This window comes from Anaerolineales bacterium (assembly GCA_015075625.1).
In the GTDB taxonomy this organism is placed as follows: Bacteria; Chloroflexota; Anaerolineae; order Aggregatilineales; family UBA2796; genus UBA2796.
The window spans coordinates 1,357,211-1,371,561 of record JABTTZ010000001.1 but is presented as its reverse complement, the minus strand read 5'-3'; the positions used below and the strand labels follow the sequence as shown (position 1 = coordinate 1,371,561).

The 14,351-nt window shown below is 58.4% G+C and carries 5 protein-coding genes; 1 reads left to right on the top strand and 4 read right to left on the bottom strand.

The window, feature by feature from the left end; translation table 11 throughout:
• The first annotated feature begins 51 nt into the window (after positions 1-51).
• Positions 52-1,257 (top strand): oligosaccharide flippase family protein, encoded by a 1,206-nt coding sequence (locus HS103_05695; protein ID MBE7512295.1) that lies wholly within the window; start codon positions 52-54, stop codon positions 1,255-1,257.
• A 211-nt stretch (positions 1,258-1,468) separates the two neighbouring features.
• Here HS103_05695 and HS103_05690 read toward each other — a convergent pair whose 3' ends face one another.
• From HS103_05690 to HS103_05675, 4 genes are all read right to left on the bottom strand, one after another.
• Entirely contained in the window at positions 1,469-3,715 is a 2,247-nt protein-coding gene (locus HS103_05690) for a VWA domain-containing protein (protein MBE7512294.1), read from the bottom strand.
• A gap of 505 nt (positions 3,716-4,220) precedes the next feature.
• Positions 4,221-5,738, bottom strand: a complete 1,518-nt coding sequence (gene accC, locus HS103_05685) for an acetyl-CoA carboxylase biotin carboxylase subunit (protein MBE7512293.1) — start codon at positions 5,736-5,738, stop codon at positions 4,221-4,223.
• Positions 5,739-5,842: 104 nt separating this feature from the next.
• The gene (locus tag HS103_05680) at positions 5,843-11,707 is read right to left on the bottom strand and encodes a glycosyltransferase family 39 protein (GenBank protein MBE7512292.1); all 5,865 of its coding nucleotides are present in this window, start codon (positions 11,705-11,707) and stop codon (positions 5,843-5,845) included.
• A gap of 119 nt (positions 11,708-11,826) precedes the next feature.
• A complete protein-coding gene (locus HS103_05675) occupies positions 11,827-14,343 on the bottom strand; it encodes a hypothetical protein (protein ID MBE7512291.1) in 2,517 nt (838 codons plus the stop codon).
• Positions 14,344-14,351: the final 8 nt, after the last annotated feature.

The following is a 14,351-nucleotide window of genomic DNA, read 5'->3' as shown; positions in this document are numbered from 1 at the left end:
CTAGCGCGTGTGAGGCGTGTTTGGCAGAGGAAACCTGTTAGAATTCGTCCCATGACCATTCTCGCCTTGATCTTCGGACGCGGACTGGCACAAGCGGCAGGAATGATCGCTGGCTTGGTGGCGGTACGGCTGCTTGCCCCTTCCGCGTTTGGGGCATATTCCCTTGCCACGACGACGATAGGGCTGATCGGGATTCTCGCGGACATGGGGCGTGATCCGATACTCACCGCCCGCACCGCTGCCAACCCCCAAGCACAGGGCGTCCTTTTGTGGGCTGCTATTCGCTGGCGGTTCATTGCCACCCTTGCCACCGCCCTCGTGATTCTCCTTGCCGCGTTGATTCCCCCCCTCGGGCGCCCCGATTTACTGCTGGTTGGAGTGATCAGTTTGTTTCCGCGTGGGGTTATCCGCGCCATCTGCGCCGCGCTGACAGGGCTTGATAAGGCGCGGCGGGCGGCGTCGATTGAATTGTTCACAGGGCTTGGCATTGCCCTTCTGACAATTATGGGGGCGATCTTTGGGCGTGATGCGCTGTGGCTGATGGGCGCGTTGGCTGTTGGGAATGGGATTGGGATGATTGCTGCTCTTGGGGGGCGCCCTCATCCGACTCCCCAAACGGGCGGGATCGATCTTCATTGGCGCTGGCAGATGGGGTTACCGTTCGTCCTTGTGGGGTTAGCGGGAGCGCTCTTTCAGGGGTTAGATCTTTATCTTGTCGCGGCGCTCTATGCCCGCCCAGAGTATGACGCAGTGGCTTTTTATGCCGCCTCTTTGCGCGTGGTTAGTCTGTTGTTGATCGTTCCCACAGCATGGGGGACAGTCATGCTCCCGCGCTATATTCGCGCCTACCAAACCTCTCCGCTGGCGGCGCGGCGACTCTGGCGGCGTCAGCAGGGGGCGCTGTTGATGGTGGGCATTGCCCTTGCCGCAGTAAGCGGCTGGCTCAGTACACCCTTCATAGGCTGGCTGTTGGGCGAGTCCTATACCATCGCTGCGCCGATCCTCGCCATTTTAGGTTGTATGGTGATTCCGGTGTGTGTGAGCGCTCCGACAATTGCCCTTCTGACCGCGCAAGGGCGGACGGGGGGCATTGCCATGGCGGTTATCATAGCGGGTGGGGCTGCCTTACTGATAATTCTCCTTATCGGAATATATATCCCGTTTTCGCCCCCCCAGGGGGTGATTGCCATTGCGGCAGTCAAGGTGTTTGCTATGGCGCTGTTGGCATGGCTGTATGGGCGGGCGGTGGCGCGGTAAGGGACAGCGGGGGGATCATGAGCAATCCCGCCTTTTCACTGTGGTCGTACTTAGAGCCTACCAGTAAATTTGGGTTTGGCGTGTGAGTGCTATCAACAAAGGGGGTGTGAGGGGCGCTGCCCCTCACAGGGAATCATCCCCCCTCTCCCGCGCAGCGGGAGAGGGGGTGAGGGATTGCCCTAATATCTACCCATAATTTACAGATAGGTACTCAGTTCGGGACGATCTCGTAGACCGTTCCCCCAATGACAATGACAACATGCTCACCAATGGCAAGGTATTCGCCCATGTGTGGGTCCTTTGTCAGCAGGGCGAAATACTCATCGCTAAACGCTTTCACCTTCACCGGTGTCACATCCTTCATGACGAGGAATTCGCTATCCACCCAGATACCCACGCGGAGGACAAACGTCTTTCCGGCGACAGGCTTGATGATCTCGCCCGCAGAAGCGCTGCCCTTATCTTGATCCTTTGGTTCTTCCTGTCCGCTGTAGCCAAAGGCTGCGGCAGTCGCCGTTGGCATTGCCATGATGGAATTTCCCCCGCGTAGTTCATCTTCAGACTTGGAGCGTTCTACTGCCCCCGCGCCTGAAGGAGGTGGTATCGTTGCAAATCCCTGTATTGGCAACGCCAAGGGTGTAGCAAGGCTGAAATCCCTATCCCCCGGAGCGGGCGGCGGGACACCACCTTCTGTGCGGCGGCGAATATCATCTTCGGTGATCAAGAAGGACGTGTAGGGGGTGATGATCCCATAGCGAACACTGAGCGCCACGACGGAATCAACGAGTTCGCGGGTCTCTCCATTCAGGCGGATTTGATTTAGCAGAGCGCCGATCTTGCGCTGCGCCCAAAGCCGCGCCACAAAGGGCTGCCCGCCAGCATTTGCCGAGAAATTCAACCCTTCATACGTGTAGGTCTTTGTCTCGCCATTAAGGTCGCCCGTGAGCGTGATTGTTGTGCCGCCCTGTCCGCGATAGCGTCCGGCAATCACCAACTGCGATCCGGCAAACAAATCGGGCAGCGGCGCAGCGGGGATGGTGTCCTCCAAGATCGCGCCGGCAATGGTCAGTTTGATGTTTGTCAGAACGGGCGAAACGATCTTATCGTAGAGTGCCTGTGCTTTTTCCTTGATATTCTCCGTCGGGCGGACGTAAACGCTCGTTCCGCCGTAGGTGGTCGAAAGCGAATCTAAGAGGAAGGTATCCACATCGTCACCGACCCCGAAGGCGAAAATTCGGGTGTTGGCGTTCGCCCGCGCCCGAACGTTTTCGAGGATCGCCTTTCGATCCGTAATCCCCTCGGTGGGCAGACCATCAGTGAAGAACAAGATAACCGTTTGGCGGCTCTTATCCGCCGCATCAAGGGCAACGGTGAGCGCCGTGTTAATATCTGTGCCGCCAAGTGCATCTTGGGATTTCACCCAACGGATGGCATTCCCCGCTTCACCACTTGGCTGCGGCGCGTTAGCAAAAATACGGTAGCCGGAACTGAAGATGACAACATTCAGCCGATCACCCTCGTTCAGGTTGTTCAGGATGTATTCTGCGGCTTGTCGTGCCTGATCCCACTTTGGACCAACCATCGAACCGGATTGATCGAGGACGATGATCACGTCTTTCGGGATCACACGGGTGATGTTGTTTTTTGTCGGCGGGGTCAGCATGAGCAAGAAGAACCCGTCTAGATCGGCACTCTCACGGTAGGTGAGCAGGTTGGCAGCGATTTCGTCGTTTGCCGCCCCATAATACACGGTGAAATCTTCGGTGGCGCGGTAATTCGAGGTTTCAAAGCCAGCGCGGAAGCTCGTTTCTCCGGTGCGGTTGATGGCAACCTGCGCATTCGGGGAGTAGATCGTCCCGATGGGTGTGTTGGAGGTCACTTCCATCGCCACGCTCACCTCGGCGGCGGCGTTTTTGCTGATGTAATCCGTCCGCAGCGGATAGGTGTAGTGGATCAAACCACTTTCGGCGGGGGCGATATGAGTATAGGTGAGGCTAATTTTGCGCTCGCTGCGCGGGGGAATAGGGAAGATATTCGCCTTCACCGCATTGCGCCCTACATATTGGAGCAGTACAGGGTCTTGTAGCCGCCGGACAATTTCGGTGTAGATTGCCTGTGCCTGTTTCGCGTCAAGGATTTCTCCCTTGATGGGCTGCCCATCAATGAACAAGGTTAAATCGGCAACTGCTGCCCCTTCGGGAAGTGGGAAAAGGTATTCGCCCTCTGCCATGCGATCCGACGGATTGTAAAAGACTTGTTCAATGCTGGTCGTCGCCAATTGATTTTCAATCTTGATGGAGACGCGGTGGGATTTAAGGTAGACCGAAACCCGCTCTGGGGCTTGGCGAGGGTTTCCCTTATCGCGCCCTTGAATACCCGTCGCGCCGACGGTGACTGTCCCCGCAAGAAGGGTGAGGGCGCACAAAAATGCTGTAATCCGAATGAGCCGTGTTGACATGCCATATCTCCCGAAAAGTAGTCTCTTCTCAGGAGACGCTCGCCTCTAGTAAAAAGTTCCCGATAACGAACATGCTTAGTGTCTATCCGTAAATTATAGGTAACGTTTAGGGCAAACCCTCATCCCCTAGCCCCCTCTCCCACATAGCGCTATGTATTACCCACAAATCAGAGGGGGCAAAAATGGGGTAGGCTAGGGCAAAAAGGGCGTAGGGAAATGGGGTCAAAGGGTACCTGCCAAGCGGTTAGCAGAGCGGTTTAGGCGCTTGCGAGGATGGTGCTTCACCGGGATATCGGTAAAGGGGGGAATAGAGGTTCTTTTAGAAATCTTTCTGACGATCTACTAAGTACCGTCACAAAAGCCCTTTGGGGTAAAGAAGGTAGAACAATCGGTGCAGCGATGCCTTTTAAGCCCCGAAGGGGTGGCTGTTTTCAGCCCGCTGCTTTAGCGGCGGGATTATGCGTTATCCCGCCTTTTCACTGTGTTTGTACTTAGAGATATTCCTTTAGCGGTGCATCCGCTCGTAGCGCCCAACCCATTTCCAGTTGGACGTATCGCGGGCGGGGGAGGCGACAATCTGCGCCGCCTGTTGACGGTCTGCGTGAGCAACGAGGGTGGCGATAATCGCCGCGGATTCATGTTCGAGTTTCGCCTCATCCACCTCTGCCGTGTAGTGATGTTCAATAAAGCCCGTATCAAACTTCCCGCTGATGAAGTGGTGGCTATCAACTAGCTTGTGATGGAAGGGGAGGTTTGTTTTCAAGCCCATGATGCGGTATTCGCTGAGGGCGCGGCTGAGACGGCGGATTGCCTGTGGGCGGTTTGCCCCCCAGACAATGAGCTTGCTCAGCATCGAATCGTAGTAGGGGGTGACCTCATAGCCCGCATAAATCCCGCTGTCTAGGCGGACGCCCGGCCCAGTGGGGGCAAGGTGCAAGCTAATCATCCCAATGGAGGGGAGGAAGTTGTTGTAGGGGTCTTCGGCGTTGATGCGGCACTCGATAGCATGACCGTGAAACTGGAGGGTTTCTTGGGTTGGCTCCATCTTGCGCCCGCGTGCAATGCGCAGCTGCTCTTTGACGAGATCAACGCCGGTGACGAGTTCCGTCACCGGATGTTCCACCTGAAGGCGGGTGTTCATCTCCATAAAGTAGAAATTGCGATCTTTATCCACGATGAATTCAATCGTGCCGGCGTTCACGTAATTGACCGAGCGGGCGGCGGCAACGGCAACCGCACCCATCGCCTGACGCATCTCCTCGGTGACGAGAGGGCTTGGCGATTCTTCGACCAGTTTTTGATGGCGGCGCTGGATGCTGCACTCGCGCTCACCAAGCGAGATGCAGTTCCCGTGCATATCGGCAAGGATTTGAATTTCGATGTGTCGCCCGTTTTCGATGTATTTTTCAAGGTAGACGGTGCCATCGCCAAAGGCATTTTGCGCCTCGCGGCGGGCGGATGCCAGCGCATCGGGGAGGTCTTCGGCGTTGTGGACGATGCGCATCCCCTTGCCGCCGCCACCCGCCGATGCCTTCACCAAGACGGGGTAGCCGATGCCCTCGGCGGCGCGGAGAATGTCCTCATCATGCAAGCCCGGTTCTGTCCCAGGGACAATGGGGACACCCGCCGCTTTGACCGTCATGCGGGCGGTTTGTTTGTCGCCCATCGTGCGGATGGCGTTCGGGGGCGGTCCGACGAAGATGATCCCCGCTTCCTCACAGGTTTCGGCAAAGACCTCCCGCTCGGAAAGAAAGCCATATCCCGGATGGATGGCGTCAGCGTTCGACTGCCGCGCCACATCGATCAGCTTGCCCATGTTGAGGTAGCTGTCGCGGGGGGGGGGCGCTCCGATGTAATAGGCTTCGTCAGCATAGCGGACGTGAAGGGCGCGGCGATCCGCATCGCTGTAGACGGCGACGGTGCGGATGCCCAGTTCGCGGCAGGCGCGGATGATGCGCACAGCGATCTCACCACGATTGGCGATCAAGACTTTTCGGAGATTGCGCGATTCAACAACGGTCATGATGATTTTTTTCCAGACTTTTCTAGCCAGGCTTCGTTACTAATGGTAACACCGCACTATCCAGAAGGGTTGCCCTGATGCAACACAGGGAAGCTCGGGCGCCCTTAGGGGGTGATCACCGCCCCGACGGTGTGCGGGGCGGCAGGCGCGTCGGGATTCACCTCGTAAATTTTGTCGCCGTTTTGATCGTAGACAAGGCGCAGCCAGCCAAGCGTCACCATCCGATCAAATTTTGCCAGCCCTTGCGAAAGGTAAACAACCTGCTCCAAGCGCCCAACGATGATATAGCGGACGTTGAAAGTTTGGAGCATCCGCCAAGCAACCTCGGCATCGGGCGTGTTGTAGAGGGCAATCACGTTTGCGCCGCGCTGCTGCACCAACGTGGGGAGCGGGTCAAGCGTCCGCTGCTGCTGCTGGTGAAAGCGCCAGCCCAACAGCGACGGGAGTCCCGTGTTGATGGCGATCCGCCCGTTCAACTTGTATTCAGAGGGGTATTGGTGCGCTTCTAGAATGACCGGTGTTCCGGTGACGTTATCGCGCAGCCATTCAATCATCTTCAGATCGTTGCCGAGGAATACCCCCTCTGATCCTTCATAGTAGGTGGCGTACTCCATAAAGGCGTTGCCATCCAGCGTGTTGGGGGCATCCGTCGCCATACGCATGGCGATTTTTCCTTGTGTCGCCGTGATCGGAAAGAGTGCCGCCGTGCCAAGCAGCAGCCCGGCAAAGAGCAGCCACCCCAGACGCACACCCCCTTCCCAACGGCGTGAGGCACTGATTAGCCATGCCAACGCCGCCCCACCGCCGATGCTGAACATGATCCAGACCTGCATATAGAATTTGAAAAAGGTGTTCTGCCGCGCAATATCGCCATCCAGCACGACGACCTCAACGGCGAAGGAGAGCGCCAGCGCCAAGCCGAACATGCCGTAGACGAACGCCATCTCGCGGGGCTGGTCGGGCAGCAGCAGCAGCACCGCACACCAGATGATCAGCGGGATGAGCAGAACGCCAAGCGGGATGGGCAAGGAAAACAGGAACACCTTGATTGGGAGGATGGCGATTGCAGCAGCGGCGATCAGGCTAAGCCCGATGATCAGCAAACCGCCGCGCACAAGGGCGGCTTTCCCCACCAGATCGCGCAGGTAGAGGTGGCGCAGCAGGCGGGCGGTCTGCCACACGAACAGCGAGATCACGATGAACAGAAACACGCCGTGCATCGTGAAATATGCCCAGAGGGGCGTTTTAAGCCCCTCGAAGGACTTCACTGATGAGTATGCTGTAGCGAAAAAGGCGGTGAAGGGCAGCATGGCGATGCTTTGGGCAAGGTACAGCCCGCCCAACTGCGCCCCCCAACCCACCACATGGCGCAGATTCAGCGCGTGGCGGCGCAGGAAAATAGCGTAGAGCGTGCCGACCATTCCCACAATTAGGTAGGTGATCCAATCCCACGTGTTCGTCGCTTGCAAGATACCAATGCTTAAGCCGCCGAGGATTGTTGCCCCAATGACCACCCACGTGGCACGGCGTGTGCCAGCGATCAGGATTTCGGCAAGCAGCCAGCCAATGACCAACAGCGTGATAGGGAGTGCCATCATATGGGCATGGAGGTCGCCAAAGATGAAGGTGAAGTAGGGAAATTCGTTGATCTCGTTCCCGTAGATGGTGTACTCCCCAACGATGGAACGCGGACCCCAAAACCACCGATCTGGTCCCACCGTAGGGATGTAGCCCGAACTGATCGTCAGGCTCACTCCCCGCGCCATGCACTCAATTGAACCGCGTGTCGATTCCACCCAAAAGGTGAGCCGATCCGAGAGACTTGGGTTTTGTGAGCGTTCGACAAGCCCAACGAGCGCATCACCATCGGGGTCAGCGCCATTGTTTTCGCGTTTGTAGGCATCCACCAGCGAGGAAAACATATCCGTTGGCAGCAAGCCGCAGCCCCCCGCCCGCGCAATCCCAGAGGCAATGACCGTCGGCGTGCCGAGATTTCCCAACACAACGCACAGCAGCAGCGCCAGCGACCCGGCAAGGTAGGGGCTTGCCGCTGGCAAACGCAGCGCAAAGCGCCGCCGTTCTTGGGTGGGTGCGTGGGGCGCATCGGAATCCGGTTCGTGCTTTCTGAACCAACGCGCCGCCGCCAGATTAAAGGCGATGGAGAACGCCCCGATCCCCGTCAGGGCAAAGAAGGTGATCACGGCGAGGTTGAAGGCGATGTTCGGCAGAATCCCCAACAATTTCGTGGGGACGCCAATGAACACATAGCCAAAGTAGTAGTAATTCAGGTAGCCGCCAGCGAACCAGGGATCGTAGGGGGGGAAAACGGTGCTTTTGAGGACGGCGTTGAAGTAGGCGAAGTTCATCGGTTTTTCCCCGCCAAGCGACTGCGCCCACAGGTCGGGGGTGCTGAAGCGCACCAGCAAGAACCCGATGAACAGGGCGAGGAAAATCCCCTCAACGATCAAGAAATGGCGGAAGTTGCGCCGCACATAGGGGAGGAACGTCCCCCAATGGCGGTAGACAGCCCACGCCCCGATGCCAATCAGGGCGAGGGTGATAAAAAGCAATCCCCACGCCGACCAGGTGAGGAAGCGCAGCGCCCCACCCGCCCACGCCACCCACGCAATGATCAAGAGTCCGGCGGTCTTTGCCATTGGGTAGCCGCGATCCGGCAGACCCGGAAGAAGCGCATAGAGCAGCGGGAACGCCGCCCACCCGATGATCAGAATCAATAGATACCAAACGATCACCGTGATCAGTTGGGAACTATTCACGAAGGAGTCTTTCGGAAAGAGCGCCGCCCACGTGCCGCCCTCGCTTTGGATCGCCCTCAACGTATCGTCCATCCGCAAGCCGGAGGGGGCTTTCGTGGCGGGGAGCGCCCCCCACCGAACGATATTCAGGATGTTTGTGTCCTCAATTGCCCCGCTAAACTGGTTGTTATCCGCCAGCGAGACCGCCCCTAAAATTGCTGCCGCCTTTTCCGCCGAATAGCGTTCGGTGTTTTTGCGAAAGACGAGGACGGCGGGGTGATCGTAGACGTGGAACGCCTCCTCTGCCTCGTATTCGTTCAGCCACGCCGGACTGTTGTAAAAGGGCAAGTGCTGATCGGAAATATCGATTCCGGCAATGCCATACGAGGTGTTAAAGACCTTCACCAGATCAAAGCCCAGTTCCCCGCTAAAGAGCGCCTTGTAATAGGCGAGGCTCATCGGGAAGCGGATCGGAATCCGCGACAGCGAGTCGTAGAAGCGGTTGCTGCTGATCGTCAGATAGTCGGCATCGTTGAGGACATTCAGCATAATGTCGCGCTTGCCCGCGTCGTCCTCTAGGGAGAGGTAAAGCTCAATGCCGCGATAGAGCGTCCCATACGGATCGCGCCCACTGCATCGATCAAGGGGGATCATCCCCGGCGTTGCTTCCGACCAATCCATGAGGGGGGGCAAGGCGCACGTTTTTGTGGGGACGGGATCATCCCAGGGACCTTCAACGGCGATCACCGTCCCCGTCAGGCGGGCAATGCCGCTATCGGTGGTTTGCACCGCAACACGCAGGGTTTGCCCCTCACGGACGCTGACGGTGCGATCCAATTGGATGGTTTGCGCCGCGCCAAAGGGTGCGTCCGTGCTGCTGGGCGCTGCCACTGTAAGAATGCCCGTCGCCAATTCAGCAGCACTGGTCCCATCTAGTAGGGAGACTTTCAGGCTGACTGCCCCACCATCGAGCGGATTCAGGACATGGGCGAGGGTGACCTGATCGATGTTGCCTGCCGCCGGAACGTCCACGATCCCGCTGACGCCCTCTTGCCCGACAAAGGCGGACGCCTGACCAGCCTCAAGGTCAATGGCGGGGGGCAGGTTGAGGACAGCAATACTCGGCACATCGGCGCTGGCAAGGATGAACTCGCCCGCCACGCCCGCCGCCCGCGTCACGGCGAGGGGTTCATCTGCCCATGTGACAAGGTAGAACGGTTCACCAACGGTCAGCGTGAGCGGCGGGTCCAGCAGGACGGTATAGGGGCTGCCAAATGTCCCATCCTTGCCGAAATCGGCGGTGATGCGTCCGGTGCTGACAACGTTCAAGCCGTCCTGATCGCGGGCGATCCCCACCCAGAATGTCTTGGCGCGTCCGCTCTTTTCAGGATCGGTAATGCCTTGCACAAGGACGCGATCCAGCCTCTCGTTTCCGGCGGTGACGATGCTCAGTGTGCGACGTTTGCCCGCCTCGTAAGGGGTGTAATTCAGGTCGGGGCGTGAGCCATAGATGGGGACGAACAACTGCCGCGCCTCACCAGAGTCATAGGTGATCGGCAGCGAGACGGCGCTAGGAACTTCCTGAAAAAACCAATTGCTGGCTTGGACGCGAGTCAGTTGGTGGCGGTAGATGTTCGTGAACATCCCCGCCCACAGGTAGGTGAAAGCGACGATACCCACCAACAGGGCGACCCCTAGACGACGGGCAAGGCGCGGACGGAGAAGGCGCTGAACCCCTTCCCGCAGTGCCGTGAGTGCCGCCCGTTCCTTGACAAGTTCAACCATCGCCCACGCCGCCAGCATGATCAAAAAGGGGTAGAGCGGCATGTAGTAGCGCATCGTCATAACCCACAGGCGCCCCATATAGCCGAAATAAAGCAGCACCCACGCCGCCGGAAGGATCAGCAGCGACCAATCCCGCCGCGCCCGCAGCACCCGCCAACATGCCCATCCAAAGCCGATCCAGCCCATCAGACCGAGTGGCAGACCCAACCCCCACACGGTGATGTTTTGGGCGGCAAACAGGTACGGGGTGCGGCTTGCCCACTGATGGTTGGGCGGGGAATCGGCTTGCCCACTGACGAGAAACTGCGATTGAAAGATGTCGTCCACGAAGGGATCATAGAGGAAAATGCGCAGCAGGCGTGCGCCAAAGCCGCCCATGCCGGTGGACTGCTCTAGGAGCGCCTTAGGCGATTCGGGATCGAAGTTGATGAGGTTGAACACGCCCAAAATACCCGACCCGCCGGTAAAGGCGTGCGGATTTGTGAAGCGGAAAGTGAACACCGTGAACAGCCCGGCAACCAGCACGCCCAACACGGCGCGGCTGAACAGGCGGTTGCGCTCCCTCCAGACCAAGCGCCGATCCCAACCGGGGAGGGCATAGATGGCGGCGGCTAGGACGATGATCGCCGCAAAGGGCAGGGTGTTGATGCGGCTGGCAAGGGCGCAGCCCATAAAGACGCCCGCCCAGATAAAATCGCTGTAGCGCCCTCGTTCACGGATGCGGATGGCAAAATACATCGTCAGGACGACAGGGAGCGTTGTAAAGGCGTCCGTCGTCCAGAAATGGGCAAGCTGAATGGGCAGCACCGCCCCAGCATAGAGGGTGATCGTCAGCAAGCCGACCCACCGCCCGAACAGCCGGCAGCCGATCAGGAAAATGACGCCCATCGCCAATAAATCGGTGACTGCTGAGACCGTCCGCCCCACAAGGTGAATCCCGTTGTAGCCCGTCCAATTGGCGGCGATGATGTCGTCGTTGGGATCGGCGGTAGCCAACGCCTGATCGGCATGGACTATTTGGGTGATCTCCGCCGCAATGCGCACGACAAACAGAGGCAGTTCGCCGTAGACATACAGCCCATGCCCCACGTTTTTGGGATACCAATTCGTGCATTTGGAGTCGAAAAAGCCGCCGATGCCGTTCGTCTCTGGGTATTGGGCAAGGCATTCTTGCATCTGCACGCTGGCGGAGGTGTCCGTCATACGCAGCGGACCGTTCATCGCCTCAGCAACTTGCGTCAGAAAGCGTTCGTCGGGGTGAAGGTGGGTGAAATCATCCCAATTCTGCCCGACAAAGCGGAAATAAATGGCGAAGGCATAGACAATGAGCAGGACAACCACCGTGATTCCGTTGCGGCGGAGGGCGGCGCTGCGGGCATTGGACGATTCCGTTGGCAAGGAGTCGGTGTTCGATTGGTACGAAAGCATCAGGTGTCAGTTCCGTGAGTTGTGTTGACCATAGTCCTATCTGTCATATGCCCTTCAGCGCGGGCGAAGGCGTTAGATATACACCTTCAGCGGCGATCTACCTTAGTCGTGGGGTGCGTCTAATTCTCATTTTGGCACGTTCGCGGTGCGAAGCCCAATTGTTCCGCCGCCCACTGGCAGCCGGGCGGCGGGGCGGTAAAGACCATAAAGTTACGCCCTTTGTGAAAGGTCTCTACCTCAACAGCGCTGCCGCCCGGGAAGGTTGTTTGGAGCGCGATTCCAATCCGTAGTGCCTGCGGGTGATAGAGGAACATCAACGGCTTTTGCGGATCAAGCTCGTATGGCGAGGTGGCGTTTTGTGCCATTTTTTGAAACAGCCGAGCGGGAAAATCATCCCAAAGAACGCCGTTCACCCATTCGGGCATACCCGCTTCAATGCCTACCGCACGGTAATCCCACCAGCTATCCCACCCGATCATGTAGGCGTTGCCTGCCGGGGCGAAGTTTTCCACAAAGTTTTTAACGATCAAGCCCGCCTGCCGGTAGGGGTAGGTCGATAGGCGGTATTCGGGCATGGCGCTTTGGAAATAGGCGTGGGCGTTACTTACCCCGCTGAGCAGCAAAGCGACCACCGCCGCCCCATAGATTAGGCGCTGTGCCGACGCCCGCTGCCATTTATCGGCAAAGGCGATCAGTAGAACGCCCATCCCCCACGCGGCAAGCATATAGACAAAGGGGAGCGATCCGCTGGCGCGGGTGGCGCTTGGCACTTCGCGGGCGAAGGCGATTGCCAACGCTGTAGGCAGCAGCATGATGAACACCCCCCCCGCCAAAAAGATGCCCACCGGATCGCGCCGCCCCACCGCAAAAACCACCGCCACGCCAAAGCCAAAGAGGAAAAATGTTCCGGTTAGGGCGTCGAGGGCGGGGGTCATGTTGGGGTCGCCCGTGATCCACGCACGATCTCCGGCAACGTTGTACATCAGCAGCGCCCGCCGAAAAGTATCGGCAAATTCGGGGAAGTTTGCGGCGAACGCCTCTAGGCGGTCTTTCAAATCGGCTTGGCGGTAGCCCGTGATGCGCCCAAACTCGTCCTTCACTTGGATCATGCTATCGCCCAACAAACTGCGTTCCGTGCGCATCCAAAAGAATTCAGGGTAATCGTTCCAATAGCGGGCGGAGGGGATGAACAGGGCAAGGGCAACGAGGACAAGGCAGGCGAAATTGAAGGTGTATTCACGGGCTACGCGCCACGAACGCACCCGCCACAAGAAAGCAAGGATCAGGGCAAAAACAGCGAGGAGAGGGGTGATTCGCAGCGCCTGATACCAATACATTCCAATGCCAATGATGCCCCCCGCCGCCAGCCACGCCGAACGGCGGTTATGGCGTATGGCGCGGCTGAGGAACAAAATCAGCAAGGTGACTGCAACCGTCGTCAGGACGATGCGCAAGCCAAGCCGCGAGAGCATCGTATGCCAATAGCTCATGGCGACCATCGCCGCCATAATCAGCCCAACGATCTCGCCGAGGCGTTTGTCCATCTCGCCAACGACGCCCCGCGCTGCGCCATAGGCGAGCAGGATCATCAGCAGCCCCTCAAGCCCCGTGCCGATCTTGAGCAGTTCAAAGCTGTAGGGAATCCCCGTCAGGCGGTGCAGCGCGGCAAGGTAGTACATTTGGAAGCTCTCGCGCCCGCCGTTGTTCGGCAAGAAAATGGGCGACAAGCCCTGCTCAATTTTGAGCGCATCGAGCAGTTTTTCCACATGATCACTGGTCATGTCGGGGGGGTACTGCCCTAAGGCATTGAAGCGAAAGATGATGCCGAGGGCGATAATCCCCACAAGGGCGGCAAGATGCCAGCTAAGGCGCAGCATAAGCGGCTGCCGGAGCGCCTCCCCCCGTCGGCGCAGCCAGCGTCCGGCGCTGATGAACGGGGCTTGACGGCGGTCATAGAGGACGAACAATGCGCCGAAGGCAACCCCCACCCAACAGATGAACCCGCCCGTTGTCAGGGCATTGTCTTTCGTCAGCGTCCACGCCCCATAGCCAAAGGCAAGGGTGATTCCCGCCACACCCGCCCGAATCCCATAGCGGTAGATAAATTCTTCTTGGGTGGTGATCCTCTGGCGCATGGGGATGGGCGGGGCAAGCCTTCCCAACGGGGCGGGGCGAAGAGTCCGCAAGGCAATCATGGCAAACATGAGCATCCCCAACGCTCCCAGGCGCACTTGCCATTCGGTGGGGACGCTCTCCAACGGAAAGGGGCTGCCCGGTTTGTAAACAATACTGAGCGAGAAAAAGAAGCCCACGACGCTGAGCGCCAACAAAATCAACGGAAAGGCAACGCGGCGGACTTCCGCCCGTACCTGATGGCTGATCTGGCGAAAATCGAGGGTGGGCGCAAGCGTGCGTTCATCGCCCAACAGGACAATGGCGCGATCTTCAGCAAGGGGGGCAAGTGTTGTGCGCAGCGCATCAAAGGTCTGCAAGGGCTGGCGAAAAAGCCGCCCTACCACCTGTCCAAGCGTGAGATCGGCAAAGGTAGAGGGTGGGGTGATCGTCACCGCCTCGGTGTCAATGTCACCCGTGAAATCAGCCTCGAAATCAGCATTGGGATGGGGATCAAACAACATCGTGAAAA